Annotated in this window: 18 protein-coding genes and 1 tRNA gene; 4 read left to right on the forward strand and 15 right to left on the reverse strand. The window is 75.6% G+C overall.

From position 1 onward, the window contains the following. Positions 1–375: 375 nt before the first annotated feature. The 5 genes from TEK04_RS17930 to TEK04_RS17950 all read right to left on the reverse strand — a co-directional run bounded on the left by TEK04_RS17930 (position 376) and on the right by TEK04_RS17950 (position 5057). Complete coding sequence (locus TEK04_RS17930) at positions 376–1260, reverse strand: endonuclease domain-containing protein (protein ID WP_336405724.1); 885 nt, start codon at positions 1258–1260, stop codon at positions 376–378. A 416-nt stretch (positions 1261–1676) separates the two neighbouring features. Beyond that, positions 1677–2282 carry a response regulator transcription factor gene (locus tag TEK04_RS17935; RefSeq protein ID WP_336405725.1) on the reverse strand — a complete coding sequence of 202 codons (606 nt, stop codon included), beginning with the start codon at positions 2280–2282 and terminating at the stop codon, positions 1677–1679. After that, entirely contained in the window at positions 2279–3403 is a 1125-nt protein-coding gene (locus TEK04_RS17940; RefSeq protein WP_336405726.1) for a sensor histidine kinase, read from the reverse strand. Before TEK04_RS17940 ends, TEK04_RS17935 begins: the two co-directional genes overlap by 4 nt. 17 nt (positions 3404–3420) lie before the next feature. Beyond that, on the reverse strand, positions 3421–4164 hold the full coding sequence (locus TEK04_RS17945) for an ABC transporter permease (RefSeq protein ID WP_336405727.1): 744 nt from the start codon (positions 4162–4164) through the stop codon (positions 3421–3423). Beyond that, complete coding sequence (locus TEK04_RS17950; protein WP_336405728.1) at positions 4161–5057, reverse strand: ABC transporter ATP-binding protein; 897 nt, start codon at positions 5055–5057, stop codon at positions 4161–4163. The genes TEK04_RS17945 and TEK04_RS17950 overlap by 4 nt, the downstream gene beginning before the upstream one ends. A 97-nt stretch (positions 5058–5154) precedes the next feature. Between TEK04_RS17950 and recQ the strand changes: the two genes are divergently transcribed. Beyond that, positions 5155–6963: a DNA helicase RecQ gene (gene recQ / locus TEK04_RS17955; protein ID WP_336405729.1), complete on the forward strand. Its 1809-nt coding sequence runs from the start codon at positions 5155–5157 to the stop codon at positions 6961–6963. Here the strand turns inward: recQ and TEK04_RS17960 are convergent, their stop codons facing one another. Next, positions 6964–7836: an oxygenase MpaB family protein gene (locus TEK04_RS17960; protein ID WP_336405730.1), complete on the reverse strand. Its 873-nt coding sequence runs from the start codon at positions 7834–7836 to the stop codon at positions 6964–6966. A gap of 65 nt (positions 7837–7901) precedes the next feature. Continuing rightward, positions 7902–9134, reverse strand: coding sequence for a radical SAM family heme chaperone HemW (gene hemW, locus TEK04_RS17965; RefSeq protein ID WP_336405731.1), 1233 nt, complete (start codon positions 9132–9134; stop codon positions 7902–7904). Positions 9135–9174: 40 nt separating this feature from the next. Between hemW and TEK04_RS17970 the strand changes: the two genes are divergently transcribed. Then, complete coding sequence (locus TEK04_RS17970) at positions 9175–9930, forward strand: enoyl-CoA hydratase-related protein (RefSeq protein WP_336405732.1); 756 nt, start codon at positions 9175–9177, stop codon at positions 9928–9930. Positions 9931–10204: 274 nt separating this feature from the next. On the opposite strand, the gene TEK04_RS17975 is transcribed toward TEK04_RS17970, so the two are convergent. The 6 genes from TEK04_RS17975 to TEK04_RS18000 all read right to left on the reverse strand — a co-directional run bounded on the left by TEK04_RS17975 (position 10205) and on the right by TEK04_RS18000 (position 15253). Further along, positions 10205–10621 (reverse strand): type II toxin-antitoxin system VapC family toxin, encoded by a 417-nt coding sequence (locus TEK04_RS17975; RefSeq protein WP_336405733.1) that lies wholly within the window; start codon positions 10619–10621, stop codon positions 10205–10207. After that, positions 10618–10893: a hypothetical protein gene (locus tag TEK04_RS17980; RefSeq protein WP_336405734.1), complete on the reverse strand. Its 276-nt coding sequence runs from the start codon at positions 10891–10893 to the stop codon at positions 10618–10620. The genes TEK04_RS17975 and TEK04_RS17980 overlap by 4 nt, the downstream gene beginning before the upstream one ends. A gap of 61 nt (positions 10894–10954) precedes the next feature. Beyond that, a complete protein-coding gene (gene selB, locus TEK04_RS17985; protein ID WP_336405735.1) occupies positions 10955–12682 on the reverse strand; it encodes a selenocysteine-specific translation elongation factor in 1728 nt (575 codons plus the stop codon). Continuing rightward, positions 12673–13938, reverse strand: a complete 1266-nt coding sequence (gene selA / locus TEK04_RS17990; protein ID WP_336405736.1) for an L-seryl-tRNA(Sec) selenium transferase — start codon at positions 13936–13938, stop codon at positions 12673–12675. Before selA ends, selB begins: the two co-directional genes overlap by 10 nt. Positions 13939–13978: 40 nt before the next feature. Further along, positions 13979–14074: transfer RNA gene (locus tag TEK04_RS17995), tRNA-OTHER, on the reverse strand. Positions 14075–14095: 21 nt separating this feature from the next. Then, a complete protein-coding gene (locus tag TEK04_RS18000) occupies positions 14096–15253 on the reverse strand; it encodes a permease (RefSeq protein WP_336405737.1) in 1158 nt (385 codons plus the stop codon). 102 nt (positions 15254–15355) lie between these two features. Here TEK04_RS18000 and selD point away from each other — a divergent pair, with 102 nt between their 5' ends. After that, complete coding sequence (gene selD, locus TEK04_RS18005) at positions 15356–16351, forward strand: selenide, water dikinase SelD (RefSeq protein ID WP_336405738.1); 996 nt, start codon at positions 15356–15358, stop codon at positions 16349–16351. A 220-nt stretch (positions 16352–16571) separates the two neighbouring features. Beyond that, the gene (locus TEK04_RS18010; protein WP_336405739.1) at positions 16572–17540 is read left to right on the forward strand and encodes a zinc-binding dehydrogenase; all 969 of its coding nucleotides are present in this window, start codon (positions 16572–16574) and stop codon (positions 17538–17540) included. Between the two features lie 97 nt (positions 17541–17637). Here TEK04_RS18010 and TEK04_RS18015 read toward each other — a convergent pair whose 3' ends face one another. Next, positions 17638–19359, reverse strand: a complete 1722-nt coding sequence (locus tag TEK04_RS18015) for an MFS transporter (protein WP_336405740.1) — start codon at positions 19357–19359, stop codon at positions 17638–17640. After that, positions 19328–20026 carry an LppX_LprAFG lipoprotein gene (locus TEK04_RS18020; RefSeq protein WP_336405741.1) on the reverse strand — a complete coding sequence of 233 codons (699 nt, stop codon included), beginning with the start codon at positions 20024–20026 and terminating at the stop codon, positions 19328–19330. Before TEK04_RS18020 ends, TEK04_RS18015 begins: the two co-directional genes overlap by 32 nt. Positions 20027–20053: the final 27 nt, after the last annotated feature.

A 20053-nucleotide genomic window follows, 5' to 3' on the forward strand; every position in this document is an offset into this window, starting at 1 on the left:
GGCCCCCGGCCCCCCTGGCCCCTGGCGCCTGCCGCAGCACCGCGGCGGCCACTGCGCTCCCAGGCGCCCCTGCTCCATCCCCGGCCGGTTGCGGGCGCGGGCTGATCGCCGATGCGCCCGCATGCGCGACACCCCGGCGCCAGAGGCGGATGAGCGCGCACCCGCACCGCCTCTGCGCGCCGGGGAGGCGGCCGAGGCGCGTCGGCGTCCCCCAGGGCACACCCCGCATACGGACGCGCGGGCCGAGCGACTGCGCCCGCATGCGGCTTCGTCGAGTGCCTCGACCGCCTGGGCGCGCACCGGAACAGCGCGTGCGCACTCCGCCGCGTGCGTCAGTCCACGCCGCATCCGCCGGGCGGGGCCAGCGGGTGGCGTTCAGCGGGCGGGGCACGCCGCCATGGCAGCGGCGATGCGCATCAGCAGACGGGGCAGGTCGTGCATGTCCGCCGCGGTGACGTAGAAGACCCGCCAGCCGGCGTCCTGCAACGCGTTCAGACGGCGCCGGTCCTGGGCCAACCGGTCGACGTGGCCGGCGCCGTCGTACTCGAGGGCGAACCGGAGCTCCGGCCAGCCGAAGTCCACCCGGGCCACGAAGCGTCCTGCTCGGTCCCGCACCTCGTGCTGGGCGACCGGACGGGGCAGCCCCGAACGCAGCAGCACCAGCCGCAGCGTGGTCTCCGGCGGGGACGCGGCCAGCCCGTCGGCGGCGGCCGCCGCACGTCGTGCGCGAACGGCGCCCGGGCCGGTACGCGCCGCCGCCTCGGCGCGGAGCTCGTCGAGCCCCGCCAGCCCGGCGGCGACGAACTGGTCGAGGACCTGCACCGCTCGACCGGGCGGCAGCCGGGTGGCCAGGTCGACCGCGGTGACCCGTGCCGAGGTCACGGCCACGCCGTCCACGACGACCACCGACCCGTCGGGGAGGTCCCTGCGCCGCATCCGCACACCGGTCGGGGCCCGACCACCGCACGAGGCCGCGACGGTGATCTCCACCGGCTCGTCGTCCACCGGACCGAGGTCGATGCCCAGCAGCCGGGCAGCCGTGCTGCCGCTGACCACCGCGCCCGGGATGAGCGCGACGGCGGCCCGGGCCCGCACCTCGACGGTGAGCTGGGTGCCCGCGGCCACGTAGACGTCGCGGTGCACCCGGGACCACCCGGGCCCGGCCAGGTGGTTGCGCGTGAGCAACCCGGCCGCGACGGCGGCGGTGCCGCGGAAGGGACGGTCGGCCAGCTCGGGTACGGCACGGGGACGGCGGGGCATGGACGCGGAGGGTGCCGCGTGCCGCTGGACGACGTGCGCCGTCGTCCACACGCAGGGCCGCCGTCCACAGATCGGCCGACCCCCTGGACAGCGGAGCGGCACCAGGCACACCTCCCCCGGTGCGCCCGGAGGCGGCCCGACGACACACACGGGCCGCCTGGTGGCGCAGTGCCGCGCCGGTGCGCTCCGAGGCGAGGCCGGCCACGGGTCGGGTGGGAGCGCGCCCGGCCCGCAGGTGCGTTCCGAGGCGGCCACCGCAGCCCGAGACTGCGTCCTGGCGCGCACCGGTAGGGATGGTGCGCGTCCACGCGCCCTGGACGCCGCCGTGACCCGCCTGGGCGCGCAGTGGTGCGGCGCCTGCGCGCACACGCGGCCCCGGACGTCGAACCGGATGCTGGCCGCACCAAGGCCCGGGGCTACAGCCAGCCCTTGTCCGCGGCCACCCGCGCGGCCTCCACCCGGGTGCGGGCGCCGGTCTTGCCGATCGCGTTGGACAGGTAGTTGCGCACCGTGCCCTCGGACAGGAACAGCCGGCCGGCGATGTCGGCGACGGTGGCGCCGTCCGCGGCCGCCCGCAGCACGTCGGCCTCCCGCGCCGACAGCGGCGAGGAGCCCAGCGCGAGCGCCGCCGCGGCGAGGTCGCGGTCGATGACCCGCTCCCCCGCCACGACCGAGCGGATCGCGGCGGCCAGCTCGGCGACCGGTGAGTCCTTGACCAGGAACCCCTGGGCGCCGACCTCCATGGCGCGGCGCAGGAAGCCCGGCCGGCCGAAGGTGGTCAGGATGACCGCCTTCACCTGCGGCAGCGCGGCGGCCAGCGCCCGCGCGGCCTCGATGCCGTCGCACCCCGGCATCTCGATGTCCATGACGGCGACGTCGGGGGCGTGCTCGTGGGCGGCGGCGACCACGAGGTCGCCGCGCCCGACCTCGGCCACCACCTCGATGTCCTCCTCCAGCTCGAGCAGGGCCCGCAGCGCGCCGCGCACCAGCTGCTGGTCCTCGGCGAGCAGCACCCGGATCACGCGGTCACCTCGGCGGCCGGCGGCGCCGCGGGCACGAGCGGGACGACGGCGGTCAGTCGCCACCCGCCGCGGGGGCCCGCGCCACCGGTCAGCGAGCCGCCGACCGCGCCGACCCGCTCGCGCAGCCCGGTGAGCCCGGAGCCGGGCGCGGTGGCGTCGGTGGGGCCGCGGCCGTCGTCGGCGACCACCAGCTGCACCTCCGTGCCGTCGTCGGTGATGTCCACGGTGACCGTCGCCGCGCCGCTGTGCCGCAGCACGTTCGTGGTGGCCTCGCGGACCACCCAGCCCAGCGCCGCGTCGACGGTGCCGGGCAGCACCGGCACGCGGTCGGGGCCACGGAAGGCGATGCCCGCACCCGACAACGCGGCCCGCGCCTCGGCCAGTGCCTGCCCGCAGCTGACCTGGCGGTAGCCGCTCACGGCGTCGCGCACCTCGGCCAGGGCCCGGCGCGCGGTGGTCTCGACGTCGCCCATCTCGGCCGCGGCGCGGGCGCCGTCGACCGGGGCCAGCCGGCGGGCCAGCTCGCTCTTGAGCGCGATCAGCGACAGCGAGTGCCCCAGCAGGTCGTGCAGGTCGCGGGCGAAGCGCAGGCGCTCCTCGACGACGGCGTTGCGCGCCAGCTCCTCGCGGGCGGCCGTGAGCTCGGCGTTGACCGTGAGCAGGTGCCGGGTGCCCCACAGCGTGGCGGCGGTCAGCGGGCACAGGACGGGCAGGAACAGCGACGTCCAGTCCTGGTAGGAGACGATCACCACCGCGGAGGCGAGTGTCGCGGCCCCGGTCACCGGCCAGACCAGGCGCTCGGCCAGGCTGGCCGCGGCGGCGGCGGAGACGTAGATCCACAGCCCCGCGTAGCTGGTCCCGAACCCGGCCGAGAGCGCCAGGGCCAGCACCACGACGACGAGGAAGTCCGGTCGCACCCCGCGGGCGTCGTTGAACCGGGCCAGCACGCTCATGTAGGCGGCCGTGAAGACCACGAGCGCGGCCCCGATCAGCACCCTCAGCGCCACGGGCCGGGGGGTGAGCACCAGGTCGAGCACCGGGAAGACCTGGAACACCAGCCACGGCACCGTCCAGGCGAGGCGCCGCCACAGCGGCGGGCGGGCAGGCGCGACGGGCTCCACGGCGTCAGTCTCCCCGCTCAGCCGGCCACGGCGTGCAGCGGGCGCCGCGCGCCCACCGCGACCGCGGCCAGGGCGAACACGGCGGCGAACCCGGCCAGGACCAGCGCCGGCAGCAGCGTGCCGCCGTCGCCGACCACGCCGCGGCCGAGCTCGCCCAGCCAGTAGGACGGCGTCGCCCGGGCCACCGTGGCCAGGCCGTCGGGGAACAGCCACACGGGGATCCACAGGCCGCCCAACCCGGCGAGCACCACGGACAGCGCACCGATCGCCGCACCGGCCGCCTTCTCCTCCAGCGCCAGGCCCAGCAGCAGGCCGAGGGCGACGAACGCCCCCGAGCCCAGCCACAGCGCCCCCAGCAGGGTCAGCCAGGTGCCGATGCCGAGCTGGACGTCGTTGACGAACCGGCCCACCAGCGCCACGACCACCAGGCTGGGCAGCACCAGCAGCATCCCGACGAGCACGTCGACGGCGACGACGGTGCGGCCGGGCACGGGCAGCACCCGCAGCTGGCGCAGCCACCCCGAGGCCCGGTCGAACGACAGCCGGATCGTGGCGCCCAGCGCCGCGCCCAGACCGCCGTAGCACATCATCGAGACCATGTAGTCCCGCGCGTAGTCCTGGTACTCGGCCCCGCTGGCTGCCTGGCCACCGAAGATCTTGGTGAAGAAGATCGTGAAGAGCGCCGGCAGCAGCACGGTGAAGACGAGGTACTGCCACGAGCGGGTGAGCCGACGGAGCTGGAAGACGAGCAGGGCGGTCATCGGGTGCCTCCGGTGAGGGTGAGGAAGGCCTGCTCGAGGCTGGCGCCGGCCACCTCGAGGTCAGGCAGGCGGTCGCGGGTGGTGAGCAGGGCGCGCAGGGTGGCCTCGGCGTCGGTGGTCGCCAGCTCGACGAGGTCGCCGGTGTCGCGGACGGCGGTGACGCCGGGCAGCCGGTCGAGCCCGGCGTGGTCGGTGCAGGTGAACCGCACGGTGCGCCCGGCGATGCGGGACTTGATCTGGGCGGAGCTGCCGTCGGCGACCACGCGGCCGCCGTCCACCACGACGACCCGGTCGGCGACCGCGTCGGCCTCGGCGAGGTGGTGGGTGGCGAAGACGACGGTGTGGCCGCGGTCGGCCAGGGCGCGCATCGTCGTCCAGAAGGCCTGGCGCGCCTCGACGTCCATGGCGCTGGTCGGCTCGTCGAGCACCAGCAGCGGCGGGGTGCCGGCCAGCGCGAGGGCGAGCAGCACGCGCTGGCGCTGACCGCCGGACAGCTGCTCGGTGCGTCGGCCCAGCAGGCCGTCGATGCCGGTGGTGGTGACCAGGTCGGCCAGCGGCCACGGGTCGGCGTAGCGGCCGGCGACCAGCCGCAGCACCTCGCCGACCCGCGTCTCGGAGGGCAGCCCGCCGTGCTGCAGCATTGCGCCGACCCCACCGGACCGGACGGCCTCCAGCGGGCTGCGACCCATCACCTCGACCGTGCCCGCGGCGGGCCGGAACAGGCCCAGCGCGGCGTTGACGGTCGAGGACTTGCCGGCGCCGTTGGTGCCCAGGAGGGCGACAGTCTCGCCGCGGCGGATGGACAGGTCCAGGTCGTGGACGGCGGTGGTGGTGCCGTAGCGGACGGTGAGGCCCTGCGCCTGCAGCGCCGGGGTGCCGAGTGCCGGTGTCATGCGTCCAGCCTGGTCAGCGCGGCCCCGGTGCTGAAGTGCCGGACGTCGTCCACCGCTCGTGACGGATGTCAGACCCGGTCGCCCTACCCTCGCTGTCGTGAGCGAGCAGAGCCTGGAGGTGCTGAGCCGGGTCTTCGGCTACGACTCGTTCCGCGGCCCGCAGGAGCAGGTCGTCGACCACGTGGTGGCCGGTGGCGATGCCCTGGTGCTCATGCCCACGGGCGGCGGGAAGTCGCTGTGCTACCAGGTGCCGGCGCTGCTGCGCGAGGGCGTCGGCGTCGTCGTCTCACCGCTCATCGCGCTCATGCAGGACCAGGTCGATGCGCTGACCGCGCTCGGCGTCCGGGCCGGGTTCCTCAACTCCAGCCAGGACCCCGACGAGCGCCGCGCGGTCGAGCAGGCCTTCCTCGCCGAGGAGCTCGACCTGCTCTACGTGGCCCCCGAGTCGCTGGGCGGTGGCGAGTCGCGTACCGCTCGGCTGCTCGAGCGGGGCCGCATCGGGCTGTTCGCCATCGACGAGGCGCACTGCGTCGCCCAGTGGGGGCACGACTTCCGGCCCGACTACCTGGCCCTGTCCGTGCTGCACGAGAAGTGGCCCGACGTCCCGCGCGTCGCGCTGACCGCGACCGCCACCCCGCGCACCCACGCCGAGATCAGCACCCGGCTGCAGCTCGAGGACGCCCTGCACGTCGTGGCCGGGTTCGACCGGCCCAACATCCAGTACCGCATCGTGCCCAAGGCCGAGCCGCGCAAGCAGCTGCTGGACCTGCTGCGCACCGAGCACCCCGGTGACGCCGGCGTCGTCTACTGCCTGTCGCGGGCCTCGGTCGAGACCACCGCCGAGTTCCTGGTGCGCAACGGCATCCCCGCGCTGCCCTACCACGCCGGGATGGACCAGCGCACCCGCGCGGCCCACCAGTCCCGGTTCCTGCGCGAGGACGGCCTGGTGATGGTCGCGACCATCGCGTTCGGGATGGGCATCGACAAGCCCGACGTCCGGTTCGTCGCGCACCTGGACCTGCCGAAGTCGGTCGAGGGCTACTACCAGGAGACCGGCCGCGCCGGCCGCGACGGCCTGCCCTCCACGGCGTGGCTGGCCTACGGGCTCGCGGACGTCGTGCAGCAGCGCAAGATGATCGACGGCTCGGACGGCGACGCCGCGCACCGCCGCATGCTCTCCGCCCAGCTCGACGCCATGCTCGCCCTCTGCGAGACGGTGGAGTGCCGGCGGGTGCGGCTGCTGGCCCACTTCGGGCAGCAGGCCGAGCCGTGCGGCAACTGCGACACCTGCCTGGTGCCGCCGGAGACCTGGGACGCCACGATCCCGGCGCAGATGCTGTTGTCCACCGTGCTGCGGCTGCAGCGCGAGCGCGGCCAGTCCTTCGGCGCCGGCCAGTCGATCGACATCCTGCTGGGCAAGCGCACCGAGAAGGTGGTGCAGCACCGGCACGACGAGCTGACCACCTTCGGCATCGGCACCGACCTCACCGAGGTGCAGTGGCGCGGGGTCGTGCGGCAGCTGCTGGCGCAGGGTCTGCTGGCCGTGCAGGGCGAGTACGGGACGCTGGCGCTCTCCGAGGGCAGCGGGCCGGTACTGCGCCGGGAGAGGTCGGTGCCCATGCGCCGCGAGCCCGACCGGGTCGCCCGCGGCCGCACCGGCAAGGCGAAGGCCGCGGTCGACCTGCCCGCCGAGGCGGCCCCGGCGTTCGAGCGGCTGCGGGCCTGGCGGGCGGCGACCGCCAAGGAGCAGGGGGTGCCGGCCTACGTGGTGTTCCACGACGCCACGCTGCGCCAGATCGCCACCGAGGAACCGGCCGACGTCGCGGCGCTGGGGTCGATCAGCGGCGTCGGCGCGGCGAAGCTCGAGCGCTACGGCGAGGGCCTGCTCGCCGCCCTGCACTCCTGATCAGTGCGGGACCGGGCAGCCGGTGGGGAAGGTGCCGAGCGCGCTGACGTCGTAGCCGTTCGGGTAGCTGCGGATGGTCGGCAGCTGCCGGGCGTGGAACGGCTCCTCCCGCGGTGCGGCGAACCGCAGGGCCCGCCCCCGCGCCCGCAGGCCGGCCCGGGTGGCGGCGGCCAGCACGGGGTTGGGCTTCGGGTAGCGGAAGGCGGCGAGCAGGGCGTCGTCCATCAGCGCGAACGAGGTCTGCCGCACCACCGACGCCGGCAGCCTGTCGTGCGGCGGGAAGGTGCCCAGCAACGCCAGCGTGGCGTCGGCGACCGCCCGGCCGCCCTCGCTGTACGCGAAGTGCTCGGCCTCGTACGCGTCGTGCACCCGGGCGAACTCCTGCCAGGTGTCCGGGATGTCCTTGATGCCCATGCGCTTGCCCAGGGCCTGGTAGTACTCGGCGCTGGCGATCTTCTCCACGCCGCTCATCGGCCGCCAGGCGTAGGCCGCCATCCACCGGATCGGGGTGATGACGAAGGTGCAGAGCACGTAGCGCATGTCGTCGTTGCTGATGTCGTAGGAGCGGTGCATCTGGTTCATCCGGCGGATCGCTGCCCTGCCGGTGCCGCTGTCCGGGCCGTGCTCCAGGACGGCGTCGAGGATCAGCCCGGTGTCGTTGTAGCGCTTCTGCACCCGCTCGGTGAACTCGCCGGTGCTGGCCAGCAGCTCCCCGATGGACGGGACGGCGTAGGTGCGGAACAGCGCGAAGCTCAGCGCCTGGTTCATGTCCCACGGGAACTCGTACGTCGCGGTGAGCCGGTAGATCTCCAGGTGGTCGGCCACCGGGTCCATCGCGGTGATCCGGGTCAGGATGTCGTGGCGGTGCCGCACGGATGCCTCCCTGGTCGAGCAGTCAGACCTGACTGTGCCAGAGGTCACCCTCCGGGGACCAGACCTCAGTCGGTCAGGTCGCGGACGAGGGCGTCGGCGAGCAGGCGACCGGGGTCGGTGAGGACGGCGCGGCCGGCGGCGTGGGCGTCGGGTTCCAGCAGGCCGCGGACGACGGCGTCGGCGGCACGGGCCCGGCCGGCGTCAGACAGCGCAGTGAGCGGCAACCCGTCGCGCAGCCGCAGGCCGAGCATCACGGTCTCCAGGGCGACGTCCTCGGCCGTCAGCCGCTCGGCACCGGCGGCCGGGTGCTCGCCGGCCGCGAGGCGCCCGGCGTAGGCGGCCGGGTGCTTGACGTTCCACCAGCGCAGCCCGCCGACGTGGCTGTGCGCACCCGGGCCGATGCCCCACCAGTGCGCGTTGGCCCAGTACAGCTCGTTGTGCCGGCAGCGGGCCGCGCGGTCGGTGGCCCAGTTCGAGACCTCGTACCACTCGAGCCCGGCGCCGCGGAGCACCCGGTCGGCCTGCTCGTACCGGTCGGCGAGGACGTCGTCGTTGGGCATCGGCAGCTCGCCGCGGGCGACCCGGCGGGCCAGCTTGGTGCCCTGCTCGACGATGAGGGCGTAGGCGCTGACGTGGTCCACGGGCGCGTCGAGCACGGCTTGCAGCGAGAGGTCCCAGTCGGCGTCGGACTCCCCCGGAGCCCCGTAGATCAGGTCGAGGTTGACGTGCTCGAACCCCGCCGCGCGGGCCTCGCGAGCGGCCGCGGCGGCCCGGCCGGGGGTGTGCCGGCGGTCGAGGACGGCGAGCACGTGCGGCGCGGCGGACTGCATGCCGAGGCTGATCCGGGTGAACCCGCCGGCCCGCAGCACGGCGAGGGACTCCGGTGTCACCGACTCCGGGTTGGCCTCGGTGGTCACCTCGACGTCGGCGGCCACCGGGAACAGCTCACGGGCCCGGGCCAGGACGGCGACCAGGTCGGCCGCGGGCAGCAGCGTGGGCGTGCCACCGCCGACGAAGACCGTGCTGATCTCGGGCGGCTCGGGGCCCAGCACCCGGGCGGTCAGCTCGAGCTCGGCGATCGCGGTGGCCGCGTACTCGCTGCGGTTGGCACCGGGGCCGAGCTCGTCTGAGGTGTAGGTGTTGAAGTCGCAGTAGCCGCAGCGGGTCGCGCAGAACGGCACGTGCAGGTAGAGCCCGAACGGGGTGCCCGGCAGCGCCGCCCGGGCCGCCTCGTCGAGCATCGTCGGGTCGGCGGGGAGGGCGGGGGCCTGGCCGAGCACAGGCAGGGTGATGGTCATCGCTGCACCCAGTGTCCCCCTGCCCGTGCAGGATGGGCTCGTGACCGATCAGGTGCTCGACGTCCAGGTGTCCCGCGGTGTTGCCACCCTCACCCTCGACTCCCCCGCCAACCGCAACGCGCTGTCCCGGGCGATGCGCGCCCAGCTGCGGGAGGCACTCACCTCGGCGCTGGCCGACGACGCCGTCCGGGTGGTGGTGCTCGACCACACCGGCCGGGTCTTCTGCTCCGGCATGGACCTCTCCGAGGCCGCCGGTGGCGCCGCGGCCGACCAGGGCGTCAACGAGTTCCCCGACCTGCTCTCGACGCTGTGGCACTCGCCCAAGCCGGTGCTGGCCGCCGTCCGCGGCCCGGCCCGGGCCGGTGGGGTCGGCCTGCTGGCCGCCTGCGACGTCGTGGTCGCCGGCGCCTCGGCCACCTTCGGGTTCGCCGAGGTGCGCATCGGCGTCGTCCCGGCCGTCATCTCGGCGGTGTGCCGGCCGCGGATGCTTGCCAACGCGGTGCACCGGCTGATGCTCACCGGCGAGGTCTTCGACGCCGCGACCGCCCAGGCCACGGGTCTGGTCGACCTCGCGGTGGCCGACGACGACGTGACCGCGACCGTCCAGGCGCAGGTGACCGCGCTGGCGGCGGGTGCCCCGGCGGCGCTGGCCGAGACCAAGCGGCTGCTGCGCTCGGAGCTGGATTTCGCACCCTTGCTGGAGACCTCGGCGCGGTTCTTCGCCTCCGCCGAGGGCCAGGAGGGCATCGCGGCGTTCCGCGAGAAGCGCCCGGCGTCCTGGGTGCCCACCGCCTGAGGCGCGGTGCCGTGTCCGCAGCCCCGCTCGTCGGGATGCACCTGCAGGTTGCTGATCTCGGGCATCGTCCCCAGTCGTTCCCGGACGACGGCGTCGCGCGGTTCCCGGCGCAGCAGCTCGGTCCCGACGACCCGCCCACCCACCTCGGCGACCAGCACGGTGCAATGCCCGCCGACCTGCGCCGCGAGGTGTGCGTCGTAGATGCTCGGGGGCGCGTCCATCGCCCGGGCCAGCTCTGCGGCCTCGCCGGGGCCGGCACGGCGCACGACCGCGGTCATCCCACCGTCACCACGGTGCAGGTCATGGGCGCACCAGATCGACCGATGCGGGCATCGCTGGTGAGCAGGGACGTCCGGCGCCGCTCGGCCGCTGCGACGTAGAGCGCGTCGGTGTACCGGAGCGAGCCCAGGGACAGTTCGTGGGCGCGCTGCACGTCGGCCCACGGGGTGGCCTCGATCCTGATGCCGTACTGGGCCACCTCTGCCAGAGCGCGGGGGACGTCGTCCGCCGTGAACGGGTTCGACTGGTCGTGAGCACAGGAACGCAGCCCCGCGAGCACCTCGGCGGTCACCAGTCCGGGCGCCACCAGTGGCTCGCCGGCTGGGACCCCGGCCAGCGCGTCTCGCGCGAGCGCCGACCGTGTGGCGGCACCCGCGAGCGCATCGACCAGCACGGAGGCGTCGACGATCACCGCGTGCCGGGATCCGGCTGCCAACGAAGGTCGATCGTCGCCTTCATCTCGTCGAGCAAGGCCTCGTGCTCCTCGTCGGACAGGGGCTGATCAGGCTGTCCAGCGAGCCGCGCGGCCGTCTGCCGAAGGGCCGTTTGCCGCCGCTGGTACATCGCCCACTCCTCGAGGATGCGACTCAACCGACCCTGCAAGGTCTCGCCCTGCTCGGCCGCCGTCGACCGGATGATCGCCATCACCTCGTCCGACACGTTGCGCACCAGCACATCAGCCATGCGAGGACGATATCAGTTGCGCTATCGCCGGCGTGCCGATCGCGTGACCCGACGAAGGAGGTCAGCGGAGGCGGCGGGTGGTGTCGGGCAGGCGTTCGGTGACGCCGCGGGCGTCGAGCCACTCGGCCAGCGGGACGGCCACCCGGCGCGACGTCCCCCACGCCTGCCGGGCCTGGCTGAGGGTGAACGGCTGCGGCAGGCCGGCCAGCGCCCGGCGCGCCCGCTCCTGCACCCCCGGCGCCAGGAACACCGACTCGCCGACCCGCACCAGCTGCCCGTCGCGCACCGCGGCGGCCAGCTCCCGCGGACCCAGCCCCGCGGCGGCCAGCTCCTCGGCGTCGGGGGCGGCGAAGGGCTCGGCGGCCAGCCGCGCCAGGATCTGCCCCACCGCGCGCTGCACCGGCTCGGGCAGCCCGCCCTCGTCGACCACCCGCCCGTCGCGCAGCCGCAGCGGTTCCCGCACGAGCCCGGCGACCAGCTCGGCGTCGGGCAGCTCCAGCGCGCTGCGCAGCACGGCCGTGGGCGGTCCGGGTTCCAGCGGGCGCAGCTGGCGGTAGCGGGCCACGACGGCGGGCACCCGGGCGGCCAGCTCGTCGGCCAGGCCGGGGGCGAGCAGCCACCGGCCCACCACCGTGGCCTGGTCGGGCACCGGCCAGCCCATGGCGACGAACTCCGAGCGCAGCACCACGCGGCGGCGGACCAGGTCGGCGAGCGCTCCCCCGCCCGCGGCCAGGTCGGCGGCGCGCGCCCGCGCCGCCCCCCGGCGGCGCAGCTCGGGCGGGTCGACGTCGCGCACGTCCGCGCCGTGCACGGTGCGGGTGCCCGGGTCGCGCAGCAGCAGCCGGTCGCCGACCCGCAGCGGCAGCGGGTGGGCCAGCCGCAACCGCACCGCGGCGTCGTCCAGCGGGCGCACCCGGGCCGCGACGGTGGCCGAGCCGACGTGCACGACGAGCTCGGCCGGCAACCGCTCGGCCGGCCGCACGAGGACGACGTCGAGCTCGGCGGTGTCCCGGAACGCGCCGGGGGTGAGCAGGGCATCGCCGCGGGAGAGCTCCTCGACGGCCACCCCCCGCAGGTTGAGCGCCACCCGCGACGTCGCCGTGGCCTGCTCGACCGGCTCACCCAGCGACTGCAGCCCGCGGACCACGACCTCCCGGCCGCCCAGCGCGAACCGGTCGCCGGTGCCGACGGTGCCCGCGGCCAGGGTCCCCGTGACGACGGTCCCGGCGCCCCGGATGGTGAAGGCGCGGTCGACCCAGAGCCGCACCGGCGCGGCGGGGTCGGGGGCGGGCAGCCCGGCCAGCACCTCCTCCAGCGCGCCGGCGACGGCGGGGACGCCGTGCCCGGTCCGCGAGCTGGCGGCGACCCCCCGGATGCCGGCCAGCGAGGTGGCGGCCAGCCGCTCCCGGACGTCGGCGTGGACCGGGGCGGGGTCGGCCAGGTCGCTCTTGGTGACCACCAGCAGCCCGTGCCCGACCCCGAGGGCGTCGAGGACCGCGACGTGCTCGGCGGTCTGCGCCGACCAGCCGTCGTCGGCGGCCACCACCACGAGCGCGGCGGGCACCGCCCCCACCCCGGCGAGCATGTTGCCCACGAAGCGCTCGTGGCCGGGGACGTCTACCACCGCGACGGTGCGGCCGCCGGGCAACGTGGTCCAGGCGAACCCGAGGTCGATGGTCAGCCCGCGGCGGCGCTCCTCCTCCCACCGGTCGGGCTGCATGCCGGTCAGGGCGGTGACCAAGGAGGACTTGCCGTGGTCGACGTGCCCGGCGGTCGCGATCACCTGCACGCGCGGACCGCCCCCACCAGCGCGCCGTCGTCGGCCGGGTCGAGGCTGCGCAGGTCGAGCAGGGTGCGGCCGTCGGCGACGTAGCCGACCACCGGGGGCGACCCGTGCCGCAGCGGCTCCGCGCAGGCCGCCGGCAGCGAGAGGGCCACGCTGGGGAGCTCGAACTCCGGCGCCCCGCCGCCGCCGACCCGTGCGCTCGACTCCACCACCTGCACGTCCACCTGCGCCTGCCCGCCGAGGGCGGCCACGACCGCCTCGGCGCGGGCGCGCAGCTCGCCGGTCGTCGTCCCCAGCATGCGGTGCACCGGCGGGACCGGTCCGCGCAGCGTTGCCTCCAGCGCGGCGAGGGTCGTCTTGTCGACCCGCAGCGCGCGGTACAGCGGGTGCCGGCGCAGCCGCTGCACCAGGTCGGCGCGGCCGAGCACCAGCCCGGCCTGCGGGCCGCCCAGCAGCTTGTCGCCGCTGGCCAGCACCAGGTCGGCGCCGGCCGCGAGGGTGCTCTGCAGGTCCGGCTCGTCCGGCAGCGCCGGGTGCGGCCGCAGCAGTCCCGACCCGACGTCGGCGACGACCGGGACGCCGATGCCGACCAGCTCCTCGACCTCGACGGACCGGGTGAAGCCGCGGACCACGAAGTTCGACGGGTGCACCTTGAGCACCGCGCCGGTGTCCGAGTCGACCGCGGCGGTGTAGTCGGCGAGGGTGACCCGGTTCGTCGTCCCCACCTCGTGCAGGCGGGCACCGGTGGACACCAGCAGGTCGGGGATGCGGAACCCGTCCCCGATCTCGACCAGCTCCCCGCGGGCGACCACGAGCTCCCCACCCAGGCAGGTGGCGACCAGGGCGAGGGCCGCCGCGCAGTTGTTCACCACGATCGCCGCCTCCGCGGCCGGGACGGCGTCCAGCAGCGCCCCGATCGCACCCTCCCCGCGGGGACCGCGCCGGCCGGTGGCCAGGTCGAGCTCCACGTCGGTGGTGCCGCTGGCGGCGACCACGGCGTCGACCGCGGCGGCCGACCAGGGGGCCCGGCCCAGGTTGGTGTGCACCAGGACACCGGTCGCGTTGAGCACCCGGTGCAGGCTCGCCGCCGAGGCCGGCAGGGCAGCGACCACCGCGTCGACGGCGGCCTCGGCGGCCAGTCCGCCGTCCCGGACCCGCTGCTGGACCGCCGTCACCGCCGCCTTGACCAGGTCGCGGCCCAGGCGGTCGCCGGCCGCGACCACCCTGGGGTCGGCCAGCAGCACGTCGGTGCGGGGCACCCGGCGGCGGGGGTCGCTCGTGGGGACTCCTCGGGGGATGTGGCGGAGGCGGACGGGAATCGAACCCGCCTGGCCCGGCTACCGGGCCACGTCGGCTTTAGAGGCCGCGGGGGTCACCAGACACCCTGACGCCTCCGGGGCAGACCCTACGTGGGCCTCAGCCCACCAGCACGGCGGTGAGCCCGGCACCGAGCAGGGCCACCGCGGCGACCAGCACCGTCGTCCCGACGAGCAGGCCGCGTCCGAACACGTGCCGCACCATGAGCAGCGAGGGCAGGCTGAGCACCGGCAGCGTGACCAGCAGGACGGCAGCCGCGGGCGCGGCCAGCCCCGCGGCGAGCGCCGCGGCGACCACGGCGACCTCGCCGCCGGTCGGCACCGGCAGGGCGATGCCGGCGACCACCAGGAGCAACAGGACGGCGACCGCCCCGACCCCGGCACCGGTGTCGGCCGGGAACAGCACGCCGCGGAACACCCCGAGCACGAACACCACGGCCAGGTACTCGGGCACCAGCCGCACCGACAACCCGGCCAGGGTCGCCACGAACCGGACCGGCAGGGGGCGGGTGTCCACGGGGACGTCCACCGGGACATCCACCGAGGCATCCCCCGCGGCGTCGGGCCCCTCGGCCAGGGCGCCCGGTCGACGCCGTCGGGCCAGCGTGCCGGCCAGCGCGACGGCACCCACGACGACCAGCAGCCCGGCACCGAACCGCAGCACGGCCCACGGCCAGGGCAGCACGGCCAGGCAGAACACCAGCACGACCGGGTTCAGCGCGGGGTTGCCCAACCAGAACGCCAGCACGGCGCTGGTGCCCGCCCTGGCCCGCCGGAGGCCGACGGCCAGCGGGGCCGCGCAGCACGAGCACATCAACGTGGGCACCGAGGCCAGCCCCCCGCGCAGCCCGCCGCGGGCGGGGCTCGCGCCGGGCGCACCCAGCACGCGGCGCAACCAGGTCGCCGGCAGCAGCACCTGCACCGCGGCGGCCAGCACCAACCCGACGACCAGGGCCTTCCAGATGGCCGCGGTGTAGGCCACGGTGAAGTCCCAGCCGGCCGCGAGCGAGACCGGTGGGGCCTGCTCGGCGCCCCCGGTGACGACGGAGGCGCCCAGGTCGTGGCTGCCCAGCACCGCCGGCACCTTGCCGCTGTAGGGCCCGTACTTGGCCCACCACAGCCCGCCGACCAGCAGGAGGACGGCCAGGCCCCCCAGCAGCAGCACGCGCCGGCGGTCGGGGGTCGCTGGCGCCCCGGCCTGGTCGACCGGCGTGCCGGCCGGGGACGGCGGCGTCGAGGGGCGTTCGGTGGTGGACATCAGCAGGACCTCTCCGCGCGCAGGAGCCCTCGCCCACCGTCTGGAGCCCGGACTGCACGGTCGATCATGCCCCCTCCCGCCCGGTCCGGTTCACTGGGTGAGGTGACGACGACCCGGCTGACCCAGTACGCGCACGGTGGCGGGTGCGCCTGCAAGATCCCGCCCGGTGAGCTCGAGGCGGTGGTCGCGGGGCTGACGCACACGGGCCCCCGGTACCCGTCGTCGGAGCTCGTCGTCGGGCTGGACGACGGCGACGACGCCGCGGTCGTCCGCCTGCCCGGTGGCCAGGGGCTCGTGCTCACCACCGACTTCTTCACCCCGGTCGTCGACGACGCCTACACCTTCGGTCGCATCGCGGCCGCCAACGCCCTGTCCGACGTCTACGCGATGGGGGGCGTGCCGACGGTGGCGGTCAACCTGCTGGGGTGGCCCCGCGACGTGCTGCCCGCCGACCTCGCCGCCGAGGTGCTGCGCGGGGGGCTCGAGGTGGCCCACGCCGCCGGCTGCCACGTGGGCGGCGGGCACTCGATCGACTCCCCCGAACCCACCTACGGCATGGCCGTGACCGGGCTGGTCGACCTCGACCGCCTGATCCGCAACGACCGGGCCGCCGCCGGTGACCCCGTCTCGCTGTCCAAGCCGCTGGGGGTGGGCACGCTGAACAACCGGATGAAGGCGACCGGTGAGCCCTCGCCCGAGGCCATCGACTCGATGACCCGGCTCAACGCCGAGGCCTCGGTGGCCGCGGTCGCCGCCGGCGTGCGGGCCGGCACCGACGTCACCGGGTTCGGCCTGCTCGGCCACCTCTACAAGATGGCCCGGGCCAGCGGCGTGACCGCCGTGGTGTCGGCCGCCGACGTCCCCTACCTGGCCGGCGCCCGGCAGTCGGTGGCCGACGGCTACGTCTCCGGTGGCACCCGGCGCAACCTCGACTGGGTGCGTCCGCACGCCGACCTGAGCGCCGTCGGGGAGGACGACGCGCTGCTGCTGGCCGATGCGCAGACCTCGGGCGGGCTGCTGCTGGCCGGTGAGGTGGCGGGCGCGACCGTCATTGGCGAGTTCGTGGCCGCGCAGGAGTTCGCCGTCGTCGTCCGGTAGTGCGCCCGGGGTCCCGGTCGCGGGGGTCGGAGACCTCCCGACCGGGAACTCGTGCGGGCTCCGCGCGTCGAGGGACGGCACCTGGCCGCGGTGTCGTCCGGAGGTCCCGGTCGCGGGGGTCGGAGACCTCCCGACCGGGAACTCGTGCGGGCTCCGCGCGTCGAGGGACGGCACCTGGCCGCGGTGTCGTCCGGAGGACGACGATGCAATAGTCCGAGCCATGCTGGCTGCCTTCGTGTCGACACCGTCCGCCGACGACCCGTTGTCCGTGCTGGAGGTCGGTGACCGCCGGGCCCCCGAGCCCCGCAACGGGTGGGTCACCGTCGACGTGAAGGCGGCGTCGCTGAACCACCACGACCTGTTCAGCCTGCGCGGCGTGGGCCTGCCCGCCGAGCGGATGCCCATGACCCTGGGCTGCGACGCCGCCGGCCTCGACGCCGACGGCAACGAGGTGATCGTGCACGCGGTCATCACCGGGACCCCTGGCTGGTCGGGTGACGAGACGCTGGACCCCAAGCGCTCGCTGCTCTCGGAGCTGCACCAGGGCACGCTGGCCGAGCAGGTGCTGGTGCCCGCGCGCAACGTGCTGCCCAAGCCGGCCGACCTGTCGTTCGCCGAGGCCGCGTGCCTGCCCACCGCGTGGCTGACCGCCTACCGGATGCTGTTCACCAAGGCCGGTCTGCAGCCGGGCCAGACCGTGCTGGTGCAGGGCGCCTCGGGCGGGGTGGCCACCGCGCTCATCGCCCTCGGCCGGGTCGCCGGCTACCGCATGTGGGTGACGGGCCGCACCGAGGACAAGCTGGCCGCGGCGCTGGCGCTGGGCGCCGACCAGGCCTTCGAGACCGGCGCCCGGTTGCCCGAGCGGGTCGACGCCGTCATGGAGACGGTGGGCAAGGCGACCTGGTCGCACAGCGTGAAGTCGCTCAAGCCCGGCGGGGTCATCGTCACCTCCGGCGCCACCACCGGCTTCGACCCCTCCGCCGAGCTCAACCGCATCTTCTTCACCCAGCTGCGGGTCGAGGGCTCGACGATGGGCACCCGGGCCGAGCTCGAGCAGCTCGTGCAGCTGTGCCTGACGACTGGCCTGCGCCCGCAGATCGACGTCGAGCTGCCGCTGGCCGACGCCCGCGAGGGCTTCGAGCGCATGCTCGCGGGCCGCACCAACGGCAAGATCGTCTTCACCGTCTGACCTTCGTACGCCCGGCGTGGATCAGCTGGGTTCACCGATGGCCGTCCTGGCTCGCCGACGCCGGTGAGCCACGACGGATTCTGGTGAACCCAGCTGATCAGTGCCGCCTGGAGGCGGGGGCGTGGAGCAGGAGGACGGCGGCGATCGCAGCCAGGGCGGCGGCCACCGCGGCGCCGGCGAAGACGGTGTGCAGCTGGGTCAGCACCGCGGCGTCGACGGCCCGGTCGTAGACGGGGCAGTCGGTGGGCGCCGCGGGGCAGCTGACCAGCGGGCTGGGGATGTCACGCACCACCGCGGTGAACCGGCGCAGCGCGATCGCGGTGAGCAGGGAGAGGCCGACCAGCATGCCGACGGTGCGCGCGACCACCACGAGTGCGCTCGCGCTGCCGTGCACCCGGGACGGCGTCAGCGCCAGCAGCACCGCGTTGACCGGTGCCACGGCCAGTCCGAACCCCAGCCCGGCGGCCAGCAGGGCCACGGTCGACGTCCAGCCGTCCAGCGACGTGGCGTCCCACCGGGTCATCCCGACGAACGCGACCGCGGCCAGGGCCATGCCGACGCCGGCGACGGCGCGCGGCGGGACGTGCCGGCACAGCCAGCCGCCGGCCACCGCACCGACCGGGACGGCGACCAGCAGCTCGACCAGCACCAGCGCGGCACCGAGCTGGTCGGGCTCGGTGGTGGCCCGGGCGAACAGCGGGACGTCGACCAGGGCGGCCACCAGCGCGACCCCGACCAGCACGTTGACCAGCAAGGCCCCCCACGCACCCACCGGCCGGAGCTCGGCCAGCGGCAGCAGCGGCTCGGCGGTGCGGCGCTCGTGCACGACGAAGAGGACCGCGGCGACGGCGGCCAGCGGCAGCAGCACCGGGCCGTGGGCCACGACCTGCGTGGCCGGGTCGGCGGCAGCGAAGGCCCAGACCAGGCTGCCGAGCGCCACCACCACCAGCACGGCCCCGACGACGTCGACCTCGCGCACCAGCGCCGGCACCCCGCGCAGCGGCAGCACCGGGTGCGCCGCGGTCAGCGACCGGACGAGCAGGCCGGCAGCGGCGAGCCCCGCGACGACGACGAGCGGCGTGGTCCACGCCGGGCCGGCCAGCGGCACCCAGGCCAGACCGAGGGTGACGTCGGTGGCCAGCGCATCGGGTTCGGCCAGCTGGAGGGCCAATGCTGCCGCGGCGACCACCGCGCAGGCGACCCCGGCGACGTCGTGCCCGGCCCGCCGCGGCCCGGTGGACCGCAGCGCCACCGCCAGACCCACGCCGAGGACGAGGTTTAGCCAGAAGATGGCCCGCCAGTCCGAGACCGCCAGCACGGCCGCGCCGGCGAGCGGGCCGAGCACGGCGCCGGCCTCCTGCACCGCCCCGACCACGCCGAGCGGCACGGCCCGGCGCTCGGGGGGCCAGCGGTCGGCGACCAGCGCGAGGGTGGCCGGGACCAACCCCCCGGCGCCGATGCCTTGCAGCCCGCGGCCGAGCACGGCCGGTCCCAGCGAGACGGCGGTGGCGGTCAGCAGCGAGCCGAGGGCGAACAACAGCAGGCACCCCACCAGCACGGGCAGCCGACCGCGGAGGTCGGCCAGCCGCCCGAGCAGCGGCAACGTGGCGGTGTAGCCGAGCAGGAAGCCCCCGATGATCGGGGTGGCCTCCTGCAGCTGGTCGAGTCCGACGCCGACCCCGGTGAGGATGTCGGGCAGGGCCAGCACGACGACGTAGGTGTCCGCCGCCGAGACGAGCACCGCCAGCGTCGCGAGGACGACGGCGGCCCGCCCCGGGGCCGCGACCTCAGCCGGTGGGCGGTGCGGTGATGGAGACATCGGCCCCGTAGTCGGACAGCACGATGGTGTAGCTGCCCTGGTCGTCGGCGGAGAAGAACGGACCGGTCAGCTGCACCTGGCGCAGCTCACCGCTGTCGGTGGCGACCGAGAAGACCGCCGCGACGTCGGTCGACGGGTCCTGACTGGTGAGCAGGTCGGCCACCAGCTGGCCGGGCAAGGTGCCGCTGACCTCGCGGACCACCTCGCCGTCCACCCGGGACTCCTCGCCGAGGGTGGGGTGCTCGGTGGCGGTCAGCAGCTGGCTGATGCCCGTGTCGGGGTCGATGAGCGCGCCCGGGTCACCGACCCCGATGGTGGCCGGGTCGACGACGCTGTAGCCGCTGGTGAACGGCAGCTGCGCGTAGACGGTGCCGTCGACCGAGACGACCTGGGCGTCGACGGAGCTGCCCAGTGCCTGCACCTGCAGCGTGCCGGCGAAGGAGGCGGGCCGGGCGATGTCGCCCTCGCCGCCGAGCAGGGCGTTCCCGCTGGCCGGGGCACCGTCGCTGGTCAGCACGAAGTGCACGCTGCTGGCGTCGTCGAGCGTGGTCTTCGCGCGGGCCAGCAGGTCACCGGCGGACTCGTCGGAGCCCCCGCCGCACCCGGCCAGCCCCAGGGCCACCGCCAGCACGGCCAGCAGCGCGGTCGCCGTCGTCCGCAGTCGCATGTCGCCTCCTCGCGGGACTCCCCGTGA

This window comes from Klenkia sesuvii (assembly GCF_037083825.1).
Lineage (GTDB): Bacteria > Actinomycetota > Actinomycetes > Mycobacteriales > Geodermatophilaceae > Klenkia > Klenkia sesuvii.